Source organism: Flavobacteriales bacterium (assembly GCA_016699575.1).
Lineage (GTDB): Bacteria > Bacteroidota > Bacteroidia > Flavobacteriales_F > PHOS-HE28 > PHOS-HE28.
On sequence record CP064979.1, the window covers coordinates 4,003,985 to 4,029,405 of the forward strand.

Below are 25,421 nucleotides of genomic sequence, written 5' to 3' on the forward strand. Positions count from 1 at the left end.
GTACGTGAACACGCGGGCGTATGAGCACTTCGCAACACACCAAGGACCTTCTCAAGAAGGTGCACCGCATCGAGCTGAAGACACGCGGCTTGAGCGAACAGATCTTCGGTGGAGAGTACCACAGCGCGTTCAAGGGCCGTGGCATGACCTTCAGCGAGGTGCGCGAGTACACGCACGGTGATGAGGTGCGCACCATCGATTGGAACGTGACGGCCCGTTTCGGGCACCCTTTCGTGAAGGTGTTCGAGGAGGAACGCGAACTGACCGTGATGCTACTGGCCGATGTGAGCGGCAGCGGTGAGTTCGGCACCGTGAACATGCTCAAGCGGGAGCTGATCACGGAAGCCTGCGCCACCATCGCCTTCAGCGCCATCAAGAACAACGACAAGGTCGGGCTCATTCTCTTCACCGATCAAGTGGAATTGTTCATCCCCCCGAAAAAGGGGCGCAGCCACATCCTTCGGATCATCCGGGAGCTGCTGGAGTTCCGCCCCAAGGGCAAAAGGACCAACATCGCTGAGGCGTTGCGCTACTTGAACAACGTGATCAAGAAGCGCAGCATCGCCTTCCTCATCAGCGATCTGATGGACAGCGGTTACCAGGATGCGTTGAAGATCGCCAACCGCAAGCACGACATCGTGGCGTTGCGCACCTCGGACCCCCGCGAGGAAGAGCTGCCCAACGTGGGCATCGTGCAGTTCTGCGATCCGGAGACCGGCGAAACGCGTTTCGTGGATACCGGAAGCCCCATAGTGCGCCGGGCCTATCGTGCAGAAGCCTTGAAGCTTCAAGCACGGACCAAGGAAGCCCTGCGGAAGTCGGGCGTGGACCACACCGTGATCACCACGCGCGACGGCTACGTGAAACCGCTCATGAACCTGTTCCGCCAACGCGACGCACGATGAGGGAGTGGTGTTCCGTGCTATTTGCGTTGCCCGCGCTGGTCTTTGGTCAGCAAGCCAGCCCGGTTGCGGAGCTCGACACGAACCTTATCCGCATCGGAGAGCAGGTACAATTGACCATACGTGTCGATCTGCCCAAGGGCGCCGACTTCCAATGGCCAGCGCTCGCCGACACCCTGCCGCAGCGCATGGAAGTGGTGCGAGATGCCGGAACCGATACCGTGCTGGGCGGTGCCGACGGTAGCATATCGCTGCGACGGAAGATCGTCATCACGTCCTTTGACAGTGGCACCTGGGCGATAGAGCCCATCCGGATGGTCGTGAACGGCGACAGTGTGGAGACCAACGCGCTGGCACTGCAAGTGGCCACCGTGCAAGTGGATACGACCCAGGCCATTAGAGACATCAAGGGCATATATGAGGTTGCACCGGACCGTTGGGCATGGCTCAGGAAGAACTGGCCTTGGCTCGCCGGTGGCGCCGCCGTGCTGTTGGCCGTGCTTGGCTTCGTCCTTTGGTTCTCCAAGCGCAAGAAGCCGGAGTTGGTTACCCCGCCATCGCCCGTGTTGCCGTTGCACGTGCGCATGCGATCTGCGCTTGAAGAGGTTGAACGCAAACGTTTGTGGCAGCAAGGGCTGCACAAGCAATACCACACGGAAGTCACGGACATCCTGCGGCACTTCGTGGAGGAGCGCTTCGGCACACCCGCACTCGAGAAAACGAGTGACGAATTGTTGCAGGAACTCAAACTGAGCAGCATGAGCGCTGAGCAGCGCGGGAAACTCGGCAACATGCTCCATTTGAGCGACCTTGTGAAGTTCGCGAAGCTGACACCGGCTCCCAGCGAGAACGAGCAGTTGATGGCCTCGGCACTGCGCATGGTCGAAGACCACGCTGTCATCGACAACCCACAACCCCAGAGCGGCCATGCGCGTTGACCGGGAGTTCTGGGTGCTGTTGGGATGGTTGTTGGCTGCATGTGCGGCGGTAGTGGGAGTAGCTGTCTACTTGTATCCCCGTTTCGAATGGGCTTCGCTCCGGGCGGGTTGGGCCGCTGTCGGCCTGATCATGGTCATGGCTTGGTGGTTGTTCCGCCGCAACCGCCGCAGGCCTGCCGTGTACTTGAGCACGATGCCGGCGTTGAACGTTTCCGGCGGTGGTGCCCTCCCCTATTTGCGCCATTTGCCCCCGGCGCTTTCGGTCGTCGGCCTGGGGCTCTTCATCCTGGCTTTGGCACGGCCCCAATTGCAGAACAGCTGGCAAGATGAAACGGTGGACGGCATCGACATCATCATCGCAATGGACTTCAGCGCGAGCATGTTGGCGCGCGACCTGAAACCCGACCGGCTATCGGCTGCGAAGAACGTGGGCATGCGCTTCATCGACGACCGCCCCAACGATCGCATGGGGCTGGTGGTGTACGAAGGCGAAGCTTACACGCAGTGTCCGTTGACCACGGATCACCAGGTCCTGAAAGACCTGTTCGCGCAAGCGAAGTCAGGCAACATTGAAGGCGGTACGGCGGTGGGTATGGGCTTGGCCACTGCAGTGAACCGCCTTCGCGACAGCGATGCGAAGAGCAAGGTTGTGATCCTGCTCACGGACGGCGTGAACAACGCCGGTTCGGTGCAGCCGCTTGACGCCGCGCAGATCGCCCGGCAATACGGGGTGCGCGTTTACACGATCGGTGTTGGCTCGCGCGGCAAAGCGTTGAGCCCGGTAGCCGTTCGCCCGGACGGCACCTACCACTATGACATGGTGCCTGTGGAGATCGATGAGCGCTCGCTGGAAGGCATTGCCGAGGCAACGGGCGGCAAGTGTTTCCGGGCAACTGATGAACGGAAGTTGGCCGCGGTGTACAGCGAGATCGATCGCATGGAGAAGAACCGCCGCAAAGTGACGGAGCACAGCCGTCGCAGCGAAGAGTATGCACCGCTCTTGCTCTGGGGCTGCGGTTTGCTGTTGGGTGCGTTGCTGCTCGACCTTACCCTTTTACGGTCCATGCCATGAGGTACCAGGCACGCTACAGTGTTGAAGGCATGGGCCTGGTGCTTTTGTTGCTGGAGTTAGCTTTCTGGGGAACGGTGATACCGGTCTATTTGCTCATCGACCAATTGGTCCCACCGTTCAAACTGGCCAGGCCTGAATACCTGCCCTTGCAGTTGATCGGACCGGTGCTCGTGCTGCTCTTCCTCCTGAACATCGGTTGGCGCAACCGGGCCATACGCCGCTTCGGCGAGGCTGGACTTGTCGCGCGTTTGGCCCCGGGCCTCAGCAGCGTCCGTAGTGCGGTGAAGTTCATCCTGCTGCGCTTCGGGCTTGCTTGGACGGCCTTCGCCCTCTGCGGTCCGCAGCTCGCCGAAAGGCAAGAAGAAGTGAAGACCAAGGGTGTTGACGTCATCGTTGCGTTGGACGTGAGCAACAGCATGCTTGCCATGGACAAAGGCTTCGGTGTGAGCCGTATGCAACTAGCCACGCGCGCTCTGGAACAGCTCATCAACCAGTTGCGCGGTGATAGGCTCGGCATCGTGGTGTTCGCCGGACAAGCCTTCACGCAATTGCCGCTCACCAGCGATGCCAGTGCTGCGCGGCTCTTCTTGGGCAGCATAGGGCCGGACATCGTTCCTGTGCAGGGTACGGCCATTGGTGCGGCCATCCGCCAGGCGCAGCAAGGATTCGACCCGAACGGCAAGGGCGGGCGGACCATCATCATCATCACGGACGGAGAGAACCACGAGGATGATGCCGTAGCAGCCGCGCGTGAAGCCGCTTCCGCAGGAATAACCGTCAACGCGGTGGGCATGGGATCCCCTTCCGGAACGCCGATCCCTGTCCGGGCCGATCACCCCGAGGACGGCTTCAGGAAGGACAAGGAAGGCAATACCGTTATGAGCAAGCTGAACGTTGGCATGTTGCAGGAGATCGTGGCGGCAGGCAACGGCGCCTTCGTGCAAGCCACACCACAACGCACCGGTGTTGCTCAGCTCGTCGAGGACTTGCGCAACATGGAACAAACCGACCGGGGTGCCATGATGTTCACCGGCCACGAAGACCACTATCAATGGTTCCTGGCGGTCGGCATGCTGCTCATCTTCGCTGCGCTGCTCACGGGCGAGCGCAGCTTCATCCTTCGCTCCTTCAACGCATGACGTTCCGAACGTTCCTTGTCCTCGTGATGTCGTCGGCCCTGCTTGGCGTCTCGGCGCAGGACAGCACGCAAACCGCCGAACAGGCGCTGCGCCAAGGCAACCAGCGTTATGCGAAGGAGGACGCGAAAGGTGCTGCTGAGGCCTACATGAAGGCGGTGGAGGCCGCACCGAAGGACGTGCGCGCCCAATACAACCTTGGCAACGCGCAGTACAAGCAGGAGCAGTACGCCGATGCCGTGAAGCAGTATTCCACAGCGGCTGCGTTGGCCACCGACCCGAAAGAGCAGGCCCGTGCAAACCACAATCTTGGCAATGCGCACCTCAAAGCGCAGAAGCCGAAGGAAGCCATCGACGCCTACAAGAAAGCCCTCCGCCAGAATCCCCAAGACGAGGACACGCGCTACAACCTTGCCTACGCCCAGCGCATGCTGAAGCAACAAGAGCACCAGCAGAAGCAAGACGAAAAGAAGGACGATCAGGAGAAGAAGGACGAGGAAAAGCAGGAACAGGAGAAGAAAGACGAAGGGAAAAACGAGGATGAGCAAAAGGACGGACAACAGCAGGAACAACCGGAACCCAAGGACGGTGAGCAGCAACAGCAGCAACCCGGCCAGATGAGCAAACAGGACGCTGAACGGATGCTGGATGCGTTGAACCGCCAGGAGAAGAAAACCCAGGACAAAGTGCGGCAGAAGATGCGTGCCGTAGTGCGCGTACCCATTGAAAAGGAATGGTGATGAAACGCGTTCTGCTCCTCTTGTCATTCCTGGCCGTTGTGCTCGTCGCGTCGGCACAGGAGATCACCTTCGAGGCGACCGTGGACCGGAACACCGTGGCCGCAGGCGATCGGTTCCGCTACACCCTCACCTTGTCCAACGCCGATGGACAGATCACGCCGCCCAACTGGGGCGCTTTCAGGCAGGCCGGTGGTGCAAGCCAGAGCCAGAGCATGAACATTGTCAACGGCCGGATGAGCCGGAGCACGGCTTACACATGGGTGCTCACGGCCCCCGACAAGGAAGGCACCTACACCATTCCGGCGGCAATGGTGCGAGTTGGTGGGGGGACCATCCAGAGCAAAACCATCAACATGACCGTCACCATGGGTGCGCCACCGGCGGCACAGGGCGGCAGTGGTGTCGTGGTGCAAGGCGGCAACCGCGATCTGTTCATGTCGGTAACGGTAAGCAAGAACGAAGTATTCGTTGGTGAACCCGTGACTGCTGTCTGGACACTCTGGTCGCGCTACAACGAACTGCAACCAGAGAAGATGGATGTGCCTGATCCGGCTGGATTCTGGGTGGAGCGCCTCACCAAGGGAGAGCGGCACTGGGAAGACCGGCTGCGCACGCTAAATGGTCTGCAGTACCGGGTGGCCATCTGGGAAGAGCAGCTCTTGTATCCACAGAAAAGCGGCATCATTTCCATCGGCCCGGCGAACATGTCGGCCCTGGTGGGGCGCAACTTCTTCCATCGGGGCGAGGTCATCGAGTTCACCAGCAACAAAGTGGACCTCAAGGTGAAGCCGTTGCCGCCGGGTGCACCGGTCGACTTCAATGGTGCGGTGGGCAAACTGGAAATGCAGGCGACCGCAGACCGCTCGGAAGTCGGGGCCGATGAAGCCATCACGCTCGCCGTGCGCGTTGCCGGTCAAGCCAACCTGAAGCTCATCAACGCTCCGGAACTGGAGCTTCCCGGCGACTTTGAGAGCTACGAACCGAAGGTGTTGGACAAGATCGGTAACGCTGCTTCAGGTATTAGTGGTTCGCGTGCGTTCGAATGGGTGATCATCCCCCGTCACGAGGGTGAATACGTGATCCCGCCGGTAACCATGAGCTACTTCGACCTCGGAACGAAGTCGTACCGAACGTTGAGGAGCGACAGTATCGTTGTGCGCGTTGGCGCCGGGAGCGGGCAAGCTCAGGTGCCGGGTGTTCAGCGACCGGATCGCAGCGATGTGGAGGTATTGGAGAACGACATCCGGTTCATCCGACAGGGCGATCTGCATCTGCGCGCCAAGGGCGAAGAGTTGTTCGGGTCATGGGCTTATTGGGCAGGCATGCTCGCACCAGGTCTGCTATTCCTGGGAGCCTGGTTCTTCCGGCGCAAGCGCGAAGGCGACATGGCCGACCCGCAAGGCCTGCGGCGCCGCAAGGCCGACAAGCTTGCCCGGCAACGATTGAAAGAAGCACACGGAGCATTGAACGGAGGTGATGCCAACACCTTCCACACGGCGTTGAGCAAGGCGTTGCGGGGCTATCTGGGTGATAAGCTCGGGTTGGGCGCGGCCGAAGTGACGATTGAGCGGTTGAACGAACGTTTCGGTACCGGTCCGGAGGGGATGGCGTTGGTGAAGGACGCAGATACACTGCTAGCAGAATGCGACTTGGCGCGGTTTGCTCCATCGGCTGCCGCACCGAGGCAGGAACTCTATGATCGCGCTGTAGCCCTCATCGGCCGGGCCGAAAACCTGCTCAAGGCATGAAGCGTGCAACCTCCCTCCTGCTTGTTCCCGCGTTCGTGCTGACCGCGCGCGCCGCAACCCCTGACAGCAGCTACATCGCTGGTGACCATGCCGCGGCGCTCAAGGGATACATGGTGCTCGAACTGGACAGCACCTCGGCCGACCTGTTCTACAACATCGGCAATTGCCACTTCAAGCTCGGCAACAAGGCCGAAGCAGTGCTCTGGTACGAGCGGGCCCATCGCCTAGCCCCGGGTGAAGCCGATATCCGCACCAACCTCGACCTCGCACGCGCCCAGGTCGTGGACCGCATCAACTCCACCCCCGGCATAGCCATCGGTGGCGGATTGAGCACCTGGTTCGCAGGGCGCACGATCGACACATGGGCGGTCCGTTCGCTATGGGCATGTACGGCTGCGTTCGTCTTGTTGGCGGTGTCGCTTTTCATCGGGTCAACAGCGAAAAGAGTGTTGCGCGTTGCGGCTGCACTGGCCGGTGCGATCACGCTCCTGGCATTCGGGCTTGCGGCGCGGCGCTCAAGCACGCTTCATGACGATGGTCATGCCATCATCATGGCCCCCAAAGTGGACGTGAAGAGCGAGCCGCGCGCATCGGGAACAACCGTGTTCGTGCTGCACGAAGGCACCAAGGTGTCCTTGACCTCCACGACCGGCGGATGGTGCCGGATCGAACTGGCCAACGGAACGGTTGGTTGGATGAAGCAGGCCGAACTGGAACGGATCTGAGCTCAGGGCACCTGCGCGGTGCGCACTGCGGTAGGCACCGTTCCTCCGATGACCGTCAGCACGAGGTCGCGATCGTTGTCAACACCAACGTACTTCACGATACCGTCCATGTTCACGTCCTCGTTGCGGTACTGCATGGTAAGCACTTGGGTGGGAAGGGTGCCACCAATGGCCGCCAGGATCGGGTCGCGGTCGTTGTTGCCCCCGGTGTAGCGCACGGTCCCATCACCGTTCAGGTCGCCCATCCAGAGTGCACGAGCGGTGCCCACGGTCGTGGTCGGGTTGGTGCCGTACAATGTCGTGGCCGTCGCCGTGAAATCAATCAGTTGACCATTGGTGGCGATGGGTTGTGCCGACATGACACCCAAATGCGTCCGGTGCTTCAACACAAGGTGTTTTCCCATGGTGGCCACCCCGAACGAGATCACGGGGTTTCCGTCAACGCCGATCACCTCGCCGTTGCGGCGAAGGAGCACGGCTTTGCGTTCTGCAAGGGAGTATGTCCCGTCCGGGTTGCGCAACTCCAGCAAGGCCCAGTCCACTAGGCCTGTTGCGCCAGTGGTTTGCAACAGCGCCGTGGGGATCACCGCACCGGGGTTGGCCAGCGCGATGCCCTGCGTCGTGAAAGGCTCGGTTGTGGGGATCAAACCGAGCACCCGAAGATTATCGCCCATCATGCCCGTACCGCTGTTGAACGGCCCGCTCAGGAAAGCCTTCGCCGACACGGTACCCGTTGTGGGCCCGGTTACACAACCCGGCCCCGTGTACAGATAGAGCACTTTGCTCGTGAACGGTTGCAGTGTGATGGTCCCGCTGAAGAGCGCACCGTTCACATCGCTCCAGCAACCGCCCGGCAGGATAATGGTCTGCGCCGTGGTGTTCTCGTTGTAGTAGAGCTTGTGGTTCACGGAAGGATCCACCGGTGTCACGGACACGCGCTTGACGCTCACGTTGTCCATCCAGTACGTGGGATCCGTGTAGTGGTTCGTGAAGAGCACCTTGGCCTGGTCCGTGAGGTTGCCTTGGAAGATGAGCTCCACCTCACGCCTTTCCGGGCTGAACGGTACGCGGGTCGTATGGATCGTGTTCGGGCCGATGAGCTGTGTCATGCCTTTCAGGCTGGCAAACACATGACCGAGCCCGGTGCTTTGCAGGCTGAACTTCATCCTGTACCACTCCCCGTTGGTCACGGCGAACTGGTCCGGGTTCATCACCGAATAGGTGTCGTACAAACTGTTGTTGGGCAACAGTGCTTTGAGGGCGCCATTGTCCAAGTACGTCAGGTCGCGCGTGGACGACGCGTTCGTGGGCCAACCGCCCCACCCCGTTACGTTCGTGGTGAAGCTGCCGTTCACCACCAGTTCACCGCTGAGCTCGCTTGCAACGGTGTGCGCGTTCAAACGCAATGGGCTGCGCGTGGTGCCGCTCTCCTCACCCAGTTCCTGCTGCAATTGCTCCACCGTGTAGTACGTGTGCGTGCCCGCGAAGGTGTTGTGCACCCAGGTGCTCACCTCGTTCCAAGGGTTGAAAAGGCGGTTGTTCGTGAAGGTCCCGAAATCCACAGGCGTGTTGGCGTACACGTTGTACTTCTTCACGCAGAACTGGTCCTTGTTCAAGCAGTAAAGGATGTTGCCCGAGTACACATCATTGAACGCGGGCATATGGAACGGCGGCGTGGCACCAGCCCCGTTGTAATTGCTCGCATCGCTGATGGTCATCTGGTTCTCGTTGTTGAACAGCGTGTTGTCCTTCACCTGGTTGCCGGCGCTGAGCATGGTGTGGTCCACGTGGATGCCGCTGCCGGCGCAGTTCGCCACGATGTTCCGCTGCACCGTGGTGTTCTGGATATTGCTGTCGCCGAAGTAGATACCGTGGCAGATCTTGTGGTAGGCCGGGAAATTCGAGGCACTGCTCTCGATGTTGCCCACCATCCCGTCCACGATGTTGTCTTGGATCACCAACCCGTTGCAGTCATCGAAGGCGATACCACCACCATCGTTCAAGATGCCCATAGCTCCCTTCACCACGTTGCGTTCCACCAACCCCTGCCCTTCCAGCGCAATGCCGATGTAGCCGATGTTGGTCAGTCGATTGCCCCGCACCGTTTGCCCATTGCCGTAGCTCCGCAGGCCGATGTAGCCCCACGTGCTCTCACCAGCCCCGGGGATCAATGCGATGTCCTGGAGCACATTGTCCAGCACCTGGTTGTTGTTGCCGATGATGAAGATGCCCGTGCCCTGCGTGCGCATGATGGTGTTGCCGCTGAACACATCGTTCGTGCTGTACGCCTGCACGCTTTTGAAGAGATCGGTGAACGTGCAGCCCGTCACCGTGTTGTTGTTGCCGCCCTCCTCGCTGATGCCCGCGTAGTTCTGGTGCTGGAACGCGAGGTTCTGCACGTCGATGTGATGGATGTTGGCGTGGATGATGAGCCCTTTTTCACGGATCTGGGCGCGGACGCTGAGACCGTTCGGGTTCGCACTACCGGGTGCCCACAGGTACAGCTGGTCGGTGTTCGCATCGTAGTACCACTCGCCCGGAGCGTCCAGTTCGCTCAACTTGTTGCACAGGTAGTAGCCCCAGTTGTATTGCGCCAGGTTGCTGAACACCGTACCGAAGGTGATCGTACTGCCCGTGTGGCCGGTAATGGTGGGGCAGTCGTAGCTCCAGTTGCTGCTGCGGATCACCAAGCGGGCTCCTGTCCAGTAGCCATTGGATTGATTGATGGAAGCATCCGTGAGGCTCGTCATGGAGCCGTTGTCGTTGGTCAACCAGCCCGTGTTGGGCCAACGGGCCAATTGCTGCATGGCACCGCCCACGAATACCTGTTTCACGTCTTCCGATACAGTGGCCTTCCATATGCTGCCGCTGTGTACCGTCCAAGTGGTCACGGCTTTGCTGCCACTGATGATCGGTGTGTTCCCCGTGCCGTAAGCCCCAACCACAATGTGCTGGCTGGCTGTTCCGCTCAGGGGGATCTCCAACGTACCTTCATAAGTGCCGCCGCGCTTGAACAGGATCTGATCGCCCGGCAAAAGCCCGAAACGGGCCTGGTTCATGCGGTCAATGGTCTTCCACGGCGTGGTGCTCGACGTACCATTGTTGGTGTCGCTACCGTCGTGGGAGACGTAGTAGGTAACGGCCTTCGCTTGAGCGAGTGCCAGAACCAACAGAGCGAACGGGAGGAGGCGCTTCATGGGTGGTCGTTGTCGCGGCGCGAAAATCTTGCGCTGCCTGCACCCTGAACGCACGTCGCATGAGGCTGATCCAACATTTCGACCACTGCGGGCCACGATCCGATGAACGTTCAGTGGCCCCGACTACCGCAGAAAGCGATGGCGACCCCGGCAGGGATCGAACCTGCGACCGTCCCGCCCGGAAGGGCGGGATGTGCTGTCCACCTTAGCGACCCCGGCAGGGATCGAACCTGCGACCGTCCCGCCCGGAAAGGCGGGATGTGCTATCCACCTTAGCGACCCCGGCAGGAATCGAACCTGCGACCGGCTGCTTAGAAGGCAGCTGCTCTATCCACTGAGCTACGGGGTCGAGGCACCAAAGGTGGTGGATCGCTCCCACAGCACGCCTCACAAGTATGGTACGGCCAATGCTTCAACCCCGCATCATCGCCTGGTACTTGCTGATGTTCCCAGGGTCGACGATCTGCAGCGTGTTGAAGATCTTCGCCTTCTCGGCGGGGTCGGCGGGCTTGAAGAGCTCGATCAGCTCATCGCCCTTGGCATTGAACAGCACCTGGAGATTGTAGCTCGCCGGCTTTGCCTGGTGCACCGTGCGCAGTTTCTCGATCGAAGCTGCGACCGCCTTCCTGGCCGTCACAACATTCTCGTGGGCCGTGTCCATGCCTGCGCGATGGTAGTTGTACAACAATTCGCGCAATGGTCTGAACACCGACTGGAGCTGGTTGTCGATGAGCCAGTAGCGGTTCTTGTTCCCCTCGAAGGCCTTCCAGCCGGATTCGTTCGCGTTCTGGGCCTGGCTCACCACCTGCTGCGCGAGGTTGTAGAAGTCGGTGCCGCCGTTGAGCTTGTAGGTGTCAGCATCCACGCCGAGGATGTAGTAGGCGTAGAAGGCCAGCACGCTGGTGAGGTTGCTCGTGAAGCGTTCGGGAGCGAACTCGAGCTGTGTGTTCATGAGGAACTGGAACTCGAAGTCGTTGTCGAGCAGGTTGATCACGCTGCTGCTGTAATCCGTGTTGTAGACCGGCCGTGCGTAGATCACTTGCAGCGTGCCTTTGAAGCGGTCCATCGCGGGCATTTCGGTGATGGTGACCAGCAGGCTCATGTCCAGCCGCTCGGGAGCCGTGAAGTTGAAGTTGGTGAAGCGGCGCGTGTTCATGAACTCGGTGATGGCCGTCTCCATGCTCTTCCACGTCCGAGGGTCGCCGTTGGCGATCTGTGGAGCGATCACGGTCACTTGACAATTGAACTCCTGCGCGGCGCTGCGCAGGCCGATCAATGCGAGCGGCAGGCAGATGGTCAGGTAGAGCAGAAATCGACGCATGATCACAGGAGTTCTTCGAGGCGGTCCAAGATAGCAGCAGCCGTTCGGGCCTTGGTCATCAACGGCAGTTCCTCGGGATCCTTGTCCCGGCGCACGATGGTGACTTTGTTCGTGTCGTGCCCGAAGCCTACGCCCGGTTCGCCGAGCGTGTTGAGCACGATCATGTCCAGGTTCTTGCGCTCCAACTTGCCTTTTGCGTTGGCCAGCCCGTCGTGCGTTTCCAGCGCGAAACCGACCAGTATCTGGCCGGCCGGTTTGCGCGCCCCGATCCCTTTCAGGATATCCACGGTGGGTTCCAACTCCACTGTCAGCCCTTTGTCCTTTTCCTTCCATTTCCGATCGGCAGGGGACTTGGGGCGATGATCAGCCACTGCGGCGGACATGATGATGATATCGCATTGCGTGGCCGAACGTTCGCACGCAGTTGCCATTTCGGCCGCACTGACCACATCGGTCCGTTTCACACCGGGCCGATCGGTTTGCAACGCCACCGGGCCCGTTACGAGTTCAATGATGGCACCGCGTGCAGCAGCTTCTTCGGCCAGAGCGAACCCCATCTTCCCGCTGCTCCGGTTGCCGATGTACCGCACCGGGTCCAGCGCTTCCTGCGTTCCGCCCGCGGTGATCAGCACGCGCTTGCCAACCAACTTGCTCTTCAGCATCAGGTCGGCAACGAGGTGTTGCACGATACCCTCCGGTTCGGTCATACGCCCCTGCCCTTCCAGACCACTGGCCAATTCACCGCTGTCCGGACCGATCGTTTTCACACCGCGCTGGATCAGCAGGTTGAGGTTGCTGCCCGTGGTGGCATCCTTGAACATCTCCAGGTCCATGGCCGGTGCGACGTACACAGGGCAAGTAGCACTGAGGAACACGGACATCAGAAGATTGTCGCAAAGGCCTTGGGCCATCTTGGCCAAAGTGTTGGCACTGGCCGGGGCCACCACCATAACATCGGCCCAACGCGCCAAATGCACATGGTCGTTCCACGTGCCTTCGCCCGAGCGATCGATCATGTGGGTGAGCACCGGTCGCTTGCTGAGAGTGCTCAGTGTAAGGGGCGTAACAAAATCGTGGGCCGCAGGGGTCATCACCACCTGCACCTGTGCACCGGCCTTCACCAGTTCGCGCACCAACGCGGCACTTTTGTATGCGGCAATGCTGCCCGATACGCCCAACAGGACGTTGCGGGTCAAGCGTGCTTCCACCGGAACGGGAATGGCGCTTAGTTCTGGTCAGCGGCCGGCAACTGGGCGGGCTGCTCCGGGCGGCGCACGTAGATCTTGTCGTCCTGAAGTTCCTGTACGGCCATGGCGCTGGGCTTCGGGAGGCGCTCGTAGTACTTGCTCACCTCGATCTGCTCGCGGTTCTCATAGACCTCTTCGAGGTTCTCACCGCTCATGGCGAACTCTTCCAGTTTGGCGCCCAGTTCCTCCTTGATCTCAAGCGCAAGTTGGTTGGCGCGCTTGCCGAGAACGGAAACCGTCTCGTACACGTTGCCGCTGCCCGTATCGAGCTTGCTCATGTCGCGGGTTACGGTGGTCTTGGCGGCGTTCAGGTTGCGGGGGTTCATGGGGCGGAAGCGGATTCGAGTCGTTGGAGTTCTTCGGTCAATTGCTCGTGGAGGCGGTCGGCCTGTTGCCGTCGATCACCCTCCGAAAAAGCGTCGGCGAAAGTATGGTATGCGCGGATCGCGTCGTTCAGGCGGTCCTTCTTGCGGCGACTTACACTGTTCATGGCCAAAGCATGGCTGGCCTCCAGCACCATGAAATAGCCCTCTTCACGGTACTTGCTGTTCGGCCATTTGCGCACGAACTCCGCGCCTGTCTTACTGGCCGCCAGATAGTTACGGGTGTGCATGTACTGCTTGGCGGCAGCCCACTCCTTCGCCTCCAGCTTCACTCGAAGCTTGTCCATAAGGGCATTGCTGCTGTCGCGCAGCTCGGTTTCGGGATACCGTACCAGGAATAGTTGCAGCTTGTCCATGGCCGCTTGGGTCTCCCCTTGGTCCAACTCGTACACCGGGCTGTTGCGGTAGTTGCAGTAGGCGCTCTTGAAGGAGCAATCCTCCGCGCGCGGGCTGTTCGGGAAGGTCTTGGCGAAGTTCTCCAAGTAGTAGCCCGCCATGGTGTAATCCTCCTGATAGAACCAGCTCATGGCATGCAGGTAGCTCACCCGCTCGCTTTCCATGGTGCCCCGGGTAATGAAGAGCAATTCCTCCAGCAGAACGATGCTCTTTTCGTGCTTTCCTTGCTCGAAGTACTTCTCGGCGGCGGCCAGCTTCACCCGGATGTCCGAGCTCTTCATGGCCTTGTTGTACTCCCCGCAACCAACAGCCAGGAGAAGCACTGGCAAAAGCAGGAGGACAGAACGCATGGACAGGGCTTCGGTCAAGGGGCGGCGAATGTAGCAGGCCGGGAACGGAGCGCACGGAACGGTATTCCAGCCCGCCCTGTGAAAATCTGGTAAGCGGCCCCGAACGGACGTCAGTTTCCGCTCAACCGGCCCCGGTTACTTTCGCCGCGCTCTATTGCTGACCGCATGAACGACATCTTCGACAAGATCCGCAAGGACCTCGGTCCCATCGGCAACCACGCCAAGAACAGCCACGGCTACTTCAGCTTCCCCAAGCTCGAAGGCGACCTGGGCCCGCACATGACCTTCCGCGGCAAGCCCGTGCTGGTGTGGAGCCTGAACAACTACCTGGGCCTGGCCAACCACCCCGAAGTGCGCAAAGTGGACGCCGAGGCGGCCGCCCAATGGGGCATGGCCTACCCGATGGGCGCCCGCATGATGAGCGGACAGACCAAGTACCACGAGCAGTTGGAGGACGCCCTGAGCGACTTCATGCAGAAGGAGGACACCTTCCTGCTGAACTACGGCTACCAAGGCTGCATGAGCGCCATTGAGTCGCTCCTCTCCCGCCACGACGTGCTGGTGTACGACAGCGAGTGCCACGCCTGCATGATCGATGGCGCGCGCCTGCACATGGGCAAGCGCTTCGTATTCCAGCACAACGACATGGCCAGCTTGGACAAGCAGTTGGAGAACGCCGCCAAACTCACCAAGGAGACCGGCGGCGGCATCATGGTGATGACCGAGGGCGTGTTCGGCATGGCCGGCGACCAAGGCAAGCTGAAAGAGATCGTTGAGCGCAAGGCCAAGTACAACTTCCGCTTGTTCGTTGACGATGCCCACGGCTTCGGGCAGATGGGCCAGGACGGCCGCGGCACCGGCGACCACCAAGGCGTGCAGAAGGACATCGACGTCTACTTCGGCACCTTCGCCAAGGCCATGGCCAGCATCGGCGGTTTCGTGAGCGGCCCCGAGGACGTGATGATGTTCCTTCGCTACAACATGCGCAGCCAGACCTTCGCCAAAAGCCTACCGATGCCCATCGTCATCGGTGCACTGAAGCGCCTGGAGATGATGCGCAGCATGCCCGAGCTGAACACCAAGCTGTGGGACATCACCCACGCGCTCCAAAGCGGCTTGAAGGAAGCCGGGCTCGACATCGGCAATACCAACAGTTGCGTTACGCCGGTGTACATGAAGGGCAGCATCCCCGAAGCCACAAACGTGGTGATGGACCTGCGCGAGAACCACGGCATCTTCGGCAGCATCGTGGTGTATCCCGTGGTGCCGAAAGACACGATCCTGCTCCGCCTCATCCCAACGGCGTCGCACGCCTTGGAGGACGTGCGCCGCACCATCGAGAGCTTCAAAGAGGTGAAGAAGAAGCTGGAGGCAGGGGCCTACAAGGCGGAGAAGGTGGCGACAGTGTGATACCATTGATTTTCCAACGACTCGACCCTCCCATGAAGAAGTCTCTCGGCGTTGCGCTGCTCATGCTTTCCCTTACGGCCAGCGCTCAATTCGACATCGGCACGGACACTCCAAAAAAGGAATGGGAAGATGTGCTCACCCAGTTCAAGGGCACCACGACAATCTTCTTCTTGCGCTCAGGCGATGCACGCAACGCGGCCGAATGGGAAACGGCACTGAAGAAGGCTTGGACTTTGACACCGCTTGAGGTGCATCCCCTCAATGACTTCGGGAAGTACACAGAGAACATGAAAGCTCTGAGCGGCTATTCGTTCATCACGATCACGCCGGTGCAGCTTTGGGTTAACGGCTTCGTCACGCAAGAGCCGCGTATGGAGATCTGGCTGCCATGGGCAAAGTCCATCTACCGCGACAATGTAGAACAGTTCAAGCGGACCTTGGGGTACTCACTGCTTGACATCTCCATTCGCACGGCCAACTGGGACAAGGCCGGGCACTTTGGCAAGATGGAAACAGAAGGTGAGATTCTGCCCTACCTGTACAGCGACGCCGAGATCCGTAATTGGACACCACAACTCGTTGCGAGCAGTCTGAAACTAATGTCCATCATGCTTTCCAACGGCGAGCGCAAGTTGTTCTTCAACAACATCTGGGAAGAAGCCGATTACCGCGCCGCCCGAACCGACTCCTTGTTCGTTCGCGCGGACATGATGGAAACGTGGGATATCGAAAAGGAAGCATGGTGGTTCATTGTGACCAAAGACAAGAATCTTGCACTGACGTGCCCAAAGGATGTCCGTGTCCTATCTGCAGAGGAACTTGAAAGGAAGTTGGCGAGCAACGAGCGATTCCAATTCGTCACGGCCATTCGCTCAGGTAGATCACAGATCATCATGGTCCAGAACAGTTGGGACAGCGAGGTGATCTACCTTGACAAGGACTACCATTTACAGAGCGAGAAAATGTGGAAGCGGCTCTGCACCAGGGAGAAACTCTAGGCCCATTGCTCTTTCGTCATCAGCGCGGCGGCCCTGCACACCGCCAGATGCGCCATCAGTGTGGGGCGCAACTTCATAGCCCGTAACGGTATCGAGCACCATATGCCTCTTCGCCTTTTTGGACGTGAGCGCTGTGGCCTTCCCTGGCCATAAGCGTCTCGGGCATTGGCGATCCAGGACCTCACATGATGGAATCCGGCAGTCGCATGACCTGAGCAATGTCAGGTATCCCACCGCCTAGGTTGCGTTACTAGCGATACACGTCATGCGAACAATGATCCTCCGCGCCAGCGCAACTTTCTCCAGAAGCAGCGCGGCCATCAACGAACTGGCTTTGGTGCGCGGCAGCATCGCCCTGTGCTACCTGTGGTTCGGGGCGTTGAAGTTCTTCCCGGCCGTAAGCCCTGCCGAAGGATTGGCCGCTGATACCATTGGTGTTCTGACGTTCGGGGCCATCACCGGCAGGACCGCCGTGGTGCTGCTGGCGGTGCTGGAGTGCGCGATTGGTGCTGGCTTGCTGATCGGTCTGCGCAGCAAGCTGGTCGTCTACGCCCTGCTGGGCCACATGGCCTGCACGTTCGCGCCCATGGTCTTCTTCCCTGATCTGACGTTCACCAACGTTCCGTTCGGCCTCACCTTGGTGGGCCAGTACATCGTGAAGAACCTGGTGTTCGCCAGTGCAGCGCTCCTGCTCCTGCGGCCGAAACGCGCCTGAAGCTCACTCCTTCCCCATCCACTCGAACGCTGCGTACACCGCCCGGTGCAGGATGGTGGCATGGCTCTCCTTCTCGAAGTACTCGTAGTGCCATTTGAAGGGCGCTTGCGTGTGGGCCTTGAACGCGGCCACTTCGGCTTCGCCTTGCGGTTTCATCCAATCATCATCATGTGCCATGGCCAGGAACACCCGCTTGCGTGCCTTGCTGTTCGCTTTGGCCCAGCCTTCGGCCTGCGAGGCCAATGAGCCATTGTCCCACCACAGGCTCGGGCTCACCAGCACGTAGTTGTCGAAAAGCTCCGGTCGTTTGAAGAGGATCTCGTTGGCCAACAAGCCACCGAGCGACTGGCCAATGATGGTGCGCGTGCCGTTGGTCTTGAAGGTCTTGTCCACGTATGGCAGCACCTCATCGGCGATGTAGTTGATGAAGGCATCGGATCCTCCGCCCGTGGGGATCCACACCAGATCGCTGTCGCCCCTGGTCGCGTGGGTGAAATCGTGGTAGCGCGACTTGCCGTTGTTCGCGATGCCTACTACGATGCTCGTCGGCAGCAGCTCGTACATGTTCATGAACTGCACCAAGCCAGCGATGTGCGGGAAGTCCTCGTTATGGGTGCCGTCCAGTACGTAGATCACCGGGTACTTGGCGGCGCTGTCAGGCGAATAGCCGTCCGGGAGGTACACGTTCAGCACCCGGTCCTGCTCCAAGACCGTGGATCGGAGCGGGTGTACCTCGCCGAAGACGAAGGGTTCCACAACCGGTTCCTGCGCGGTGCACAACACGGGTATTGCACAAAGCGCGACAATGAAGAAGTGATGAGCAAATCGCATGAGCTTGGGTTCGTCCGCGAAAGGTGCGAACGATCTTCTTGCACCAGTTCAAGAACGTGGAAGGGCCCGAGCCGGACCTTTGCCGCATGGAATTCGGCATTTACACCTTCGTTGACCACACTCCCGACCCCTTCACCGGCCAGAAGATCAGCGCCGAGGAACGCCACCGCAACCTCCTGGAAGAAGCCGAACTGGCCGACCGCTTGGGTATCGATGTCTTCGGTGTGGGCGAGCACCACCGCGAGGACTTCATCGCATCGGCACCTGCCGTTGTATTGGCGGCCATTGCTGCGCGGACCAAGCGCATCCGCTTGTCAAGCGCCGTCACTGTCCTCAGCTCGGACGATCCCGTGAGGGTGTTCCAGCAATACGCTACGCTCGACCTGTTGAGCAATGGCCGCGCGGAGATCATGGCGGGCCGAGGCTCCTTCACCGAATCGTTCCCGCTCTTCGGTTTCGACCTGAAGGACTACGACACGCTCTACGCCGAGAACCTGGAGCTGCTGTTGAAGTTGCGGACGGAGGAACGCATCACGTGGAAGGGGAAGCACCGAGCACCGCTCAACGGTCAAGCCGTGCATCCGCGTCCGGTCCAAAACCCATTGCCGGTGTGGATCGCGGTAGGCGGCACACCCGAAAGCGTGGTGCGCGCCGCCACCCTAGGGCTGCCAATGACGCTGGCCATCATCGGCGGCGAACCGGCGCGTTTCAAACCCTACACCGACCTGTACAAAGCCGTGTGGCAGGAAAGCGGGCACGACCCGAAGAAGCTACAGCTGGCGATCGGCTCCCACGGGTTCATTGCGGACACGTTCGAGGAGGCAGCCGAACTCACCTGGCCGCGGTACCAGATGCAAATGGGCCGGATCGGCAAAGAGCGCGGTTGGGGACCAGTGGGTCGGCCGCAGTTCGATTTCGAAGTGTCGCCGCAAGGAGCAATGCTGCTCGGCGACCCGGACACGGTGGCGAAGAAGATCTTCCGCGAATACCAGCTCTTCGGCTTCACACGCTTCAGCCTGCAGTTCAGCGTTGGCAGCATGCCGCACGACAAACTCCTGCGGTGCATTGAACTTTATGCCACAGAGGTGATCCCGAAAGTGAAGGCGATGATCGCATCTTCGTGAGCGATGGACATTGCTTCAGCGCGGGAAACGACACTGGCCAACTGGCCATGCGAGGAGTACGACCACTTCGGCAAGGTGGCGTTCCGCTTGAAGGCGAAGAAGCCCGGTGGAAAACCGGGACGCACGTTCATGACGCTGTGGTTGGACGAAGGCTTTGCGGTGCTGATGTTCGACAAGGCGCTCCAAACTGAATGGCTGGACCACCGCAGCGGGGCCTTCGTTCAGCACCCGAGCAAATGGGGTCTCAGTGGGGCCACCATCATGCACTTGGGCAAAGTGCCGGAGAAGGTCTTTCTCGAAGCAGTGGCCGCTGCCGTTGTGCATGCAGGCAGGAAGTGACGGAACGTGAAGATCAGTGAACGTTCATGTGCCGGGGCAGCGCGCGGCACGATGAACAACGTCATCACCTCGACACGACCAACATGAAAGCACTCTCAACGCTCCTCTTCATCGCTTCCGGCACCGCAACGATCGCGCAATGCCCGTTCGACCCGACCATCACACCGAACAATCTGATCTTGTGCCCCGACGATGTGGGCGTGCTCATGACGCAGGTGTATGACAGCTACCAGTGGTACAAGGACGGTAACATGATCACCGGCGCTACCAGCCAACAGCTGCCCGTCTCATACGCGCAGGACGCGGGCTCGTCGTTCAGCGTGGAAGTCACCGACAGTGGTTGCACGGAGATGTCGCCTTCGGTATTGGTGGATGGCTGGGCGTTCATTGGCTTGACGGTGATGACCGCAGGCGATCCGTTGCACGTCGACAGCATGGCCAACTTCTACTACTGTGAAGGTGACACGGCCATACTGATCTTGATGCCGCCCTATGACACCAATATCCAGTGGTACGACAACAACCAACCGATCCCCGGGGCTACGGACGACACGCTGATCGTCACCACGACCGGCAACTACACGGTATCAGGTGCGCCAGCCATCTGCCCCAATTTCAACCAGACCTTGGGCGTAGTCCTGTCGTACAGTTTCTATCCAGCACTGCCTGTGGCGATCGTGCAGAACGGCGGTCAACTATGTGTCGACCCGCCAACGGCCAGTCTGCAGTGGTACCTGAACGGCGCACCCATCAACGGGAGCACCTGCATCACACCGACCACCAGTGGCTCATACACCGTAACGGCCTACTACGGCACTGAATGCCCGAACTACAGCGCACCGTTCGACTTTGTGACGTCCGTACGCGAGGATCCTGCGGCAGCGGGTCTTGTTGCATGGCCGGTACCGGCCCGCGATGAATTGACCATCAGCAGCGGCAAGCCGATGACCGGCGCGTGGCAGCTGGTGGACATCACCGGACGCACCGTGCGCAGCGGGCAGGCGAACAACGTCGCCCGCCTGCGCATCGACCTCGGTGGTGCAAGCACCGGCCGCTACTGGTTCAGTTTGCAAGGAGAGAAGCCGGTTGCGGTGACGGTGGTTCGTTGATCACTTACTTCAGCAGTTCCGGCTGCTTCGCCTTGAAGTCCTCGATCCGTGGCATGCTCACATTGCGCACGTAGCCCGCACCCGGGTTCTGCTGCACGTAGTTCTGGTGGTACTCCTCGGCGGGCCAGAACTTCTTGAAGGGCACGACTTCTGTGACCACAGGCCTGGAAAAGGTCTTGGCTTCTTCGATGTCCGCGATGGCCCTGCGGATGGCCGACTCTTCCTCGGGTGTCTGGAAGAACGCGATGGACCGGTACTGCGAGCCGTCATCGGGGCCTTGGCCATTGAGCACGGTGGGGTCGTGGCTGTCGAAGAATACCTGCACCAGCGTTGCGAAGGACACTACCGCCGGGTCGTAGTACACCTCCACGGTCTCGGCGTGCCCTGTTCGTCCGGTACCCACCTCTTCATAGGTGGGGTTTTCCTTCGTGCCACCGGCGTATCCGCTCACGGCTTCCTCCACCCCACGCACGCTTTCGTACACCCCTTCCACGCACCAGAAGCAACCGCTGGCGAAGTAGGCTTTGCTGAAACGGGAAAGGTCCTTGGCGGGATCGGCTCGCGCTTCGCCCTGTAAGCCGGCGGTGCTGGGCACCGGCGCTGGAGAGTTCGCGCAGGCAGCCACAAGAAGGACAAGGGAGGCAAGAATGTGTGTGCGGGTCATGGTCATTGCTGGTCGGCAAAGTTCAACTACGGACAACGACCGGTGAACGGATGCGTGCCGCTTGTTAAGAAGCCACAACCCACCCCGACTACTTTCGACCGTCTTCTGACCATGACTACACGCTTACGCCCTACCCTGCTGGCTTTGGCATCCTTGCTGACCGGACCAATGTGCCACGCGCAATGCCTTCACGACCCGATGGTGATCCCCGACAGCCTTGTCCTTTGCCCCGACGACACCTTCACGCTGAGCACTATGGCCGGGGATGCCTATCAATGGTTCCGGAACATGGACCCCATACTTGGCGCCACCAACCAAACCTTGGAGGTGTACGGAAGTCTGGACGCTGGTTCGTTCTTCAAGGTGCATGTGACGTTGGACAGCTGCACGGAAAGCAGCCCGACCATGGCCATCGATGGTTATGCTTTCATTCAACCGCAGGTGTACTACAGCGGCGACGTGCTTTCCGTGGACAGCACACAGCTGACCATCTGCGCCAACGACACGCTGCTGTTGCTGGCGCAGCCGCCCTACAACACCGGGTTCCAGTGGTACGAAGACAGCGTGTTGATCAGCGGGGAGAACAATGACACATTGATCGTGACGGCACCGGGCACGTACACCCTGACCGCACAGCAGAACGGCTGCCCCAATGTGCAAAGCGAGATGAGCTACCCATGGATCATTGTGCAGGAACCAGTGATGCAACCGACGATCAGCATGGTGGGCACCGAGCTATGCGCCGACCCGGCCGGGAATTCGTATCAATGGGCCATCAATGGGATACCGGTTGTCAACGGAACGACCCAGTGCATCTCAGCGTCGTTCCAAGGCGGAACATACACCGTGTCCGTTGACTATGGCAGTCCGTGCCAGTTGGACAGCGAGCCGTTCGTTGTGCAATCGACGGTCGACCTTGCATCCAGTGGGCTGAGCGTTCACCCGAATCCCGCCAGCACCGATCTGTGGTTGTCGCGCGGCGATGGACGGCCCATCGGCCAATGGCGTATGCTCGATGCCTTAGGGCGCCAGGTGCTCGCCGGTGCAGGGCTCACTTCAACCCACCATGTGGATGTTGGCGGGTTCACACCCGGGCACTACACGCTCATCACGGACGCGCGTGCAGTGGTGCCTGTGATGGTGCATTGAACGCTCAATACCCGAAGATCTCCTCCAGACCCAGCTTGGTCAGAGGCCCAAGACGCTCCAGAGCGGCCATGTCCAACTTGTCCGCTTTGCCGATGACCATGTAGGTGTAGTTGCGCCCCGCGATGTTCTCCTTGAAGAAGGCGCCCATACCGTTCAGATCGGCCGACTTCATCGCTTCGTACAGAGCCTTGTTTGGATCCTCGCTCAGCCCGAGCCGCTGCGCACTTTCCCAACTCCAGTAGATGGCCTCCTTGGTGGCGCGCTGGCTGGCAAGGTTTTTCAGCGCCGCATCCTTGCTCCCGTTGAACATGCGTTCATCGGCTGGCATGTTGTTCATGAGGTCCAGCATGGCGGTCACCGCGTCGCCGAGCTTGTCATTCTGCGTGCCGATGTAGGCGCGCACGTAGTGGGCGTCCTCCTTGCGCTGCGGTCGGCTGAATTGCGCGTTCGCGGAATACGCCAACGCCTTGGCCTCGCGGATCTCCTGGAACACGATGGAGGAAAGTCCGCTGCCGAAGTACTCGTTGAAGAGCGTGCCATAGGGCAGCTTGCCCGCGTCGAACGCGCCAGCATGGCTCACGAGCATCATCTCGGTCTGCACCATGTCGTAGTCCACGAAGAGCACGCGGTTCTCTTTTGTTTCAAGCTCGGTGTACGGCGCATCCTGCCTGTACTTCTTCAACGGTGCGGTCACTTTGTGCTCCGCCTCCAGGGTCGCCACGACCTTGGTCATCGGTGCATTACCGTAGTAGAAGATGCGGTGTTCATGCGCTGTGAGGCCGTGGATAAGGCCTACCAACTCCGCTGGATCAACTGCGTCCAATTCGGCTTGTGAGAGGATGTTGCGGAAGGGCGAGCGTTCCCCGTAGCGCGCATAGCTCAGCATGGCGCTGCTCATGATGATGCCCTTGTTCTTCTTGTTGTTCGCGCGTTGTTTGGCGATGTCCTTCACCAGTTCGGCCCACGCTTCCTTGTTCGGTTGTGCGTTGGCGAGCAAGTGCTCCAGCAAGGCCAGGCCCTGCACCATGTTCTTCTCCAGTCCGGTGAGGGTGATCGTGTTGCGGTCGGTCCCGCTCTGCACACTGAACTCCAAACCCAGCTTGAAGAACTCCTGTTGCAACTGGGACGCGCTGTACTTCTCCGTGCCGAGGTAAGGCAGGTATTCCACGGCCAGCTTCAGTTTCGGGTCGTGGTGCTCCCCGAGGTCCTGCACCATCACCAGGGTGAAGAGGTCGTTACTGGTGTTCGGGATGCTGGCAACCGGAACACCAGACTTCAGCGTTCCGCGCTGGATGGACTTGTCGTAGTCAACGAACGCCGGTTCGATGTCCTTCATGCCTGCGGCCTCCCACTCCTTGAACCAGTCGCTCTGCGCATCGCGATTGATGGGAATGGCGGTAATGGCTGGCTTGGTCACCTTGAAGGTGTTCTTGTCCTCGCCGGTGCGTTTGAACACGCAGACGTAGTTGTCGCCGAAGCGCTCCTTCGCAAAGGCCATCACCTGCTCCTTGGTGATCTTGCCCATGCGGTCGAGGTAGCCGACCACGTCAGCCCAGTCCTTGCGCAGGATGAACGCATTGGTGAGCGCACTGGCGCGCATGCTGTTGTTCTCGTTCCAGAAGCGGGTCTGCTGCTGGCGCTTGTCGTTCACCACGGCCTCGATGAGCCAATCGTCGAACTGGCCGTTGCGCACCTTGGCGAGTTCAGCGAGCAAGAGGTCGCGCGCTTCTTCCAAGGTCTGGCCCTGCTTGGCGTTGGCGCTCATGCCGAACTGTGAGTAGTCCGTGCTCTCGAAGCTGAACGCCCCGGCGTCGAGCACCTTCTGCTGCTGGATCAGGTCGATGTCGATGAGGCCGGCCTGCCCGTTCTTCAGCAGGCCCGAGATGAGGTCCATCATGATGGCATCGCCGCTCTTCACCCCACCGAAGCGCCAACCAAGGCTCACCCATTCGGCCATGGGGCCCATGACTTCCACAGCTTCGGGTTTTGCGATGGGATCTTCCGGTGTGAACGTGAACGCGGGCACCGGCTTGCTCTTCCACCCGCCGAAGTATTTGTCCACCATGGCTATCGTGGCATCGTAGTCGATGTCGCCCGCCAGCACCACCGCCATGTTGTTCGGCACGTAATAGGTGTCGAAGTACTCATGGATCTTCACCATGCTGGGGTTCTTCAGGTGCTCGCCCGTGCCGATGGTGGTCTGCGTGCCGTAGGGGTGCTTCTTGTAGAGGTGCTCGGCCATGGCGGTGAACGACTTGCGTTGGTCGTTGTCCTGCCCCCTGTTGAATTCTTCGAAGACCGTCTCCAGTTCCGTGTGGAAGAGGCGCAGCACGAGTTCCTGGAAGCGCACGCTTTCGATCATCATCCACTTCTCCAGTGCGTTGCTGGGGATGTCGTTCACATAAACCGTACGCTCGGTGCTGGTGAACGCGTTCGTGCCACTGGCTCCCAGCGAAGACACCATCTTGTCGTACTCGTTGGGGATGGCGTATTTGGCAGCTTCGTAGCTCAGGCTGTCGATGCGCTTGTACAAGGCCTCGCGCTTCACTTCATCGGTGGTGTTCCGCCGTTGCTCGTAGGTGTCACTGATCTGCTTCAGCAGGGCGCTTTCCTTGGCCCAGTCCATGGTGCCGATGGAATGGGTGCCTTTGAAGAGCATGTGCTCCAGGTAGTGCGCCAAACCAGTGGCCGATGCGGGGTCGTTCTTGCTGCCTGCCCGTGTGGCGATGTTCGTCTGCACGCGCGGCTTGTCCTTGTTCTGGCTCAGGTACACCTGCAGGCCGTTCTCCAGCGTGTAGATGCGCGCGCCCATGGGATCGTTGGGCACGCTCACATAGGTGTACTGCTTCTGGGCTGTGGCGGGGGCCAGTGCGGCGACAAGCATCAGGGTGGGCAGGGTTCGGTTCATGGTGGAGCGATCGGGTGGT

22 protein-coding genes and 1 tRNA gene are annotated in these 25,421 nt (G+C 60.1%); 14 read left to right on the forward strand and 9 right to left on the reverse strand.

Annotation, left to right across the window (positions count from 1 at the left end):
* Nucleotides 1-20: 20 nt before the first annotated feature.
* From IPJ76_16790 to IPJ76_16820, 7 genes are read left to right on the forward strand one after another with little or no spacing between them, the layout of a single operon-like run.
* Nucleotides 21-905, forward strand: coding sequence for a DUF58 domain-containing protein (locus IPJ76_16790; protein ID QQR86230.1), 885 nt, complete (start codon nucleotides 21-23; stop codon nucleotides 903-905).
* Nucleotides 902-1,840, forward strand: coding sequence for a hypothetical protein (locus IPJ76_16795; GenBank protein QQR86231.1), 939 nt, complete (start codon nucleotides 902-904; stop codon nucleotides 1,838-1,840). Before IPJ76_16790 ends, IPJ76_16795 begins: the two co-directional genes overlap by 4 nt.
* Nucleotides 1,830-2,912 (forward strand): VWA domain-containing protein, encoded by a 1,083-nt coding sequence (locus IPJ76_16800; protein QQR86232.1) that lies wholly within the window; start codon nucleotides 1,830-1,832, stop codon nucleotides 2,910-2,912. The genes IPJ76_16795 and IPJ76_16800 overlap by 11 nt, the downstream gene beginning before the upstream one ends.
* On the forward strand, nucleotides 2,909-4,051 hold the full coding sequence (locus IPJ76_16805; protein ID QQR86233.1) for a VWA domain-containing protein: 1,143 nt from the start codon (nucleotides 2,909-2,911) through the stop codon (nucleotides 4,049-4,051). Before IPJ76_16800 ends, IPJ76_16805 begins: the two co-directional genes overlap by 4 nt.
* Nucleotides 4,048-4,788, forward strand: coding sequence for a tetratricopeptide repeat protein (locus IPJ76_16810; protein QQR86234.1), 741 nt, complete (start codon nucleotides 4,048-4,050; stop codon nucleotides 4,786-4,788). The genes IPJ76_16805 and IPJ76_16810 overlap by 4 nt, the downstream gene beginning before the upstream one ends.
* Nucleotides 4,788-6,536: a protein BatD gene (locus tag IPJ76_16815; protein QQR86235.1), complete on the forward strand. Its 1,749-nt coding sequence runs from the start codon at nucleotides 4,788-4,790 to the stop codon at nucleotides 6,534-6,536. The genes IPJ76_16810 and IPJ76_16815 overlap by 1 nt, the downstream gene beginning before the upstream one ends.
* A complete protein-coding gene (locus tag IPJ76_16820; protein QQR86236.1) occupies nucleotides 6,533-7,261 on the forward strand; it encodes a tetratricopeptide repeat protein in 729 nt (242 codons plus the stop codon). The genes IPJ76_16815 and IPJ76_16820 overlap by 4 nt, the downstream gene beginning before the upstream one ends.
* Nucleotides 7,262-7,263: 2 nt before the next feature.
* On the opposite strand, the gene IPJ76_16825 is transcribed toward IPJ76_16820, so the two are convergent.
* From IPJ76_16825 to bamD, 6 genes are all read right to left on the reverse strand, one after another.
* Complete coding sequence (locus IPJ76_16825; protein QQR86237.1) at nucleotides 7,264-10,458, reverse strand: right-handed parallel beta-helix repeat-containing protein; 3,195 nt, start codon at nucleotides 10,456-10,458, stop codon at nucleotides 7,264-7,266.
* A 276-nt stretch (nucleotides 10,459-10,734) separates the two neighbouring features.
* Nucleotides 10,735-10,807 (reverse strand) — tRNA-Arg (locus IPJ76_16830).
* 63 nt (nucleotides 10,808-10,870) lie between these two features.
* Nucleotides 10,871-11,779 (reverse strand): DUF4835 family protein, encoded by a 909-nt coding sequence (locus tag IPJ76_16835; GenBank protein ID QQR86238.1) that lies wholly within the window; start codon nucleotides 11,777-11,779, stop codon nucleotides 10,871-10,873.
* A gap of 2 nt (nucleotides 11,780-11,781) precedes the next feature.
* Entirely contained in the window at nucleotides 11,782-12,975 is a 1,194-nt protein-coding gene (coaBC, locus tag IPJ76_16840; GenBank protein ID QQR88493.1) for a bifunctional phosphopantothenoylcysteine decarboxylase/phosphopantothenate--cysteine ligase CoaBC, read from the reverse strand.
* 29 nt (nucleotides 12,976-13,004) lie between these two features.
* Nucleotides 13,005-13,352 (reverse strand): DNA-directed RNA polymerase subunit omega, encoded by a 348-nt coding sequence (locus IPJ76_16845; GenBank protein QQR86239.1) that lies wholly within the window; start codon nucleotides 13,350-13,352, stop codon nucleotides 13,005-13,007.
* On the reverse strand, nucleotides 13,349-14,155 hold the full coding sequence (gene bamD / locus IPJ76_16850; GenBank protein QQR86240.1) for an outer membrane protein assembly factor BamD: 807 nt from the start codon (nucleotides 14,153-14,155) through the stop codon (nucleotides 13,349-13,351). Before bamD ends, IPJ76_16845 begins: the two co-directional genes overlap by 4 nt.
* A 165-nt stretch (nucleotides 14,156-14,320) precedes the next feature.
* Here bamD and IPJ76_16855 point away from each other — a divergent pair, with 165 nt between their 5' ends.
* The 3 genes from IPJ76_16855 (at nucleotide 14,321) to IPJ76_16865 (ending at nucleotide 17,278) form a co-directional block, all read left to right on the forward strand.
* A complete protein-coding gene (locus tag IPJ76_16855) occupies nucleotides 14,321-15,565 on the forward strand; it encodes an aminotransferase class I/II-fold pyridoxal phosphate-dependent enzyme (GenBank protein QQR86241.1) in 1,245 nt (414 codons plus the stop codon).
* A gap of 32 nt (nucleotides 15,566-15,597) precedes the next feature.
* Nucleotides 15,598-16,563 (forward strand): hypothetical protein, encoded by a 966-nt coding sequence (locus IPJ76_16860; GenBank protein QQR86242.1) that lies wholly within the window; start codon nucleotides 15,598-15,600, stop codon nucleotides 16,561-16,563.
* A gap of 274 nt (nucleotides 16,564-16,837) precedes the next feature.
* Nucleotides 16,838-17,278, forward strand: coding sequence for a doxx family protein (locus IPJ76_16865; GenBank protein ID QQR88494.1), 441 nt, complete (start codon nucleotides 16,838-16,840; stop codon nucleotides 17,276-17,278).
* 3 nt (nucleotides 17,279-17,281) lie between these two features.
* Here IPJ76_16865 and IPJ76_16870 read toward each other — a convergent pair whose 3' ends face one another.
* Entirely contained in the window at nucleotides 17,282-18,109 is an 828-nt protein-coding gene (locus IPJ76_16870) for an alpha/beta hydrolase (GenBank protein ID QQR86243.1), read from the reverse strand.
* 86 nt (nucleotides 18,110-18,195) lie between these two features.
* Between IPJ76_16870 and IPJ76_16875 the strand changes: the two genes are divergently transcribed.
* The 3 genes from IPJ76_16875 to IPJ76_16885 all read left to right on the forward strand — a co-directional run bounded on the left by IPJ76_16875 (nucleotide 18,196) and on the right by IPJ76_16885 (nucleotide 20,681).
* Nucleotides 18,196-19,233 (forward strand): LLM class flavin-dependent oxidoreductase, encoded by a 1,038-nt coding sequence (locus IPJ76_16875; protein ID QQR88495.1) that lies wholly within the window; start codon nucleotides 18,196-18,198, stop codon nucleotides 19,231-19,233.
* Nucleotides 19,234-19,236: 3 nt separating this feature from the next.
* The gene (locus IPJ76_16880; GenBank protein QQR86244.1) at nucleotides 19,237-19,572 is read left to right on the forward strand and encodes a hypothetical protein; all 336 of its coding nucleotides are present in this window, start codon (nucleotides 19,237-19,239) and stop codon (nucleotides 19,570-19,572) included.
* A gap of 83 nt (nucleotides 19,573-19,655) precedes the next feature.
* Nucleotides 19,656-20,681 carry a hypothetical protein gene (locus tag IPJ76_16885; GenBank protein QQR86245.1) on the forward strand — a complete coding sequence of 342 codons (1,026 nt, stop codon included), beginning with the start codon at nucleotides 19,656-19,658 and terminating at the stop codon, nucleotides 20,679-20,681.
* A 4-nt stretch (nucleotides 20,682-20,685) separates the two neighbouring features.
* Here the strand turns inward: IPJ76_16885 and msrA are convergent, their stop codons facing one another.
* Complete coding sequence (msrA, locus tag IPJ76_16890) at nucleotides 20,686-21,351, reverse strand: peptide-methionine (S)-S-oxide reductase MsrA (protein ID QQR86246.1); 666 nt, start codon at nucleotides 21,349-21,351, stop codon at nucleotides 20,686-20,688.
* Between the two features lie 105 nt (nucleotides 21,352-21,456).
* On the opposite strand from msrA, the gene IPJ76_16895 reads away from it, so the two are divergent.
* Nucleotides 21,457-22,494, forward strand: a complete 1,038-nt coding sequence (locus IPJ76_16895; protein ID QQR86247.1) for a T9SS type A sorting domain-containing protein — start codon at nucleotides 21,457-21,459, stop codon at nucleotides 22,492-22,494.
* 4 nt (nucleotides 22,495-22,498) lie between these two features.
* Here IPJ76_16895 and IPJ76_16900 read toward each other — a convergent pair whose 3' ends face one another.
* On the reverse strand, nucleotides 22,499-25,402 hold the full coding sequence (locus IPJ76_16900) for an insulinase family protein (protein QQR86248.1): 2,904 nt from the start codon (nucleotides 25,400-25,402) through the stop codon (nucleotides 22,499-22,501).
* Between the last annotated feature and the right edge of the window lie 19 nt (nucleotides 25,403-25,421).

Excerpts from the sequence above, each read along its gene's own strand:
- bamD (QQR86240.1), bottom strand. The coding sequence starts at position 14,155 with ATGCGTTCTGTCCTCCTGCTTTTGCCAGTGCTTCTCCTGGCTGTTGGT.
- IPJ76_16860 (QQR86242.1), top strand. The coding sequence starts at position 15,598 with ATGAAGAAGTCTCTCGGCGTTGCGCTGCTCATGCTTTCCCTTACGGCC.
- IPJ76_16820 (QQR86236.1), top strand. The coding sequence starts at position 6,533 with ATGAAGCGTGCAACCTCCCTCCTGCTTGTTCCCGCGTTCGTGCTGACC.
- IPJ76_16865 (QQR88494.1), top strand. The coding sequence starts at position 16,838 with ATGATCCTCCGCGCCAGCGCAACTTTCTCCAGAAGCAGCGCGGCCATC.
- IPJ76_16835 (QQR86238.1), bottom strand. The coding sequence starts at position 11,779 with ATGCGTCGATTTCTGCTCTACCTGACCATCTGCCTGCCGCTCGCATTG.
- IPJ76_16790 (QQR86230.1), top strand. The coding sequence starts at position 21 with ATGAGCACTTCGCAACACACCAAGGACCTTCTCAAGAAGGTGCACCGC.
- IPJ76_16800 (QQR86232.1), top strand. The coding sequence starts at position 1,830 with ATGCGCGTTGACCGGGAGTTCTGGGTGCTGTTGGGATGGTTGTTGGCT.
- msrA (QQR86246.1), bottom strand. The coding sequence starts at position 21,351 with ATGACCATGACCCGCACACACATTCTTGCCTCCCTTGTCCTTCTTGTG.
- IPJ76_16810 (QQR86234.1), top strand. The coding sequence starts at position 4,048 with ATGACGTTCCGAACGTTCCTTGTCCTCGTGATGTCGTCGGCCCTGCTT.
- IPJ76_16825 (QQR86237.1), bottom strand. The coding sequence starts at position 10,458 with ATGAAGCGCCTCCTCCCGTTCGCTCTGTTGGTTCTGGCACTCGCTCAA.
- IPJ76_16795 (QQR86231.1), top strand. The coding sequence starts at position 902 with ATGAGGGAGTGGTGTTCCGTGCTATTTGCGTTGCCCGCGCTGGTCTTT.
- IPJ76_16875 (QQR88495.1), top strand. The coding sequence starts at position 18,196 with ATGGAATTCGGCATTTACACCTTCGTTGACCACACTCCCGACCCCTTC.
- IPJ76_16880 (QQR86244.1), top strand. The coding sequence starts at position 19,237 with ATGGACATTGCTTCAGCGCGGGAAACGACACTGGCCAACTGGCCATGC.
- IPJ76_16895 (QQR86247.1), top strand. The coding sequence starts at position 21,457 with ATGACTACACGCTTACGCCCTACCCTGCTGGCTTTGGCATCCTTGCTG.
- IPJ76_16885 (QQR86245.1), top strand. The coding sequence starts at position 19,656 with ATGAAAGCACTCTCAACGCTCCTCTTCATCGCTTCCGGCACCGCAACG.
- IPJ76_16845 (QQR86239.1), bottom strand. The coding sequence starts at position 13,352 with ATGAACCCCCGCAACCTGAACGCCGCCAAGACCACCGTAACCCGCGAC.
- IPJ76_16870 (QQR86243.1), bottom strand. The coding sequence starts at position 18,109 with ATGCGATTTGCTCATCACTTCTTCATTGTCGCGCTTTGTGCAATACCC.
- IPJ76_16900 (QQR86248.1), bottom strand. The coding sequence starts at position 25,402 with ATGAACCGAACCCTGCCCACCCTGATGCTTGTCGCCGCACTGGCCCCC.
- IPJ76_16805 (QQR86233.1), top strand. The coding sequence starts at position 2,909 with ATGAGGTACCAGGCACGCTACAGTGTTGAAGGCATGGGCCTGGTGCTT.
- IPJ76_16855 (QQR86241.1), top strand. The coding sequence starts at position 14,321 with ATGAACGACATCTTCGACAAGATCCGCAAGGACCTCGGTCCCATCGGC.
- IPJ76_16815 (QQR86235.1), top strand. The coding sequence starts at position 4,788 with ATGAAACGCGTTCTGCTCCTCTTGTCATTCCTGGCCGTTGTGCTCGTC.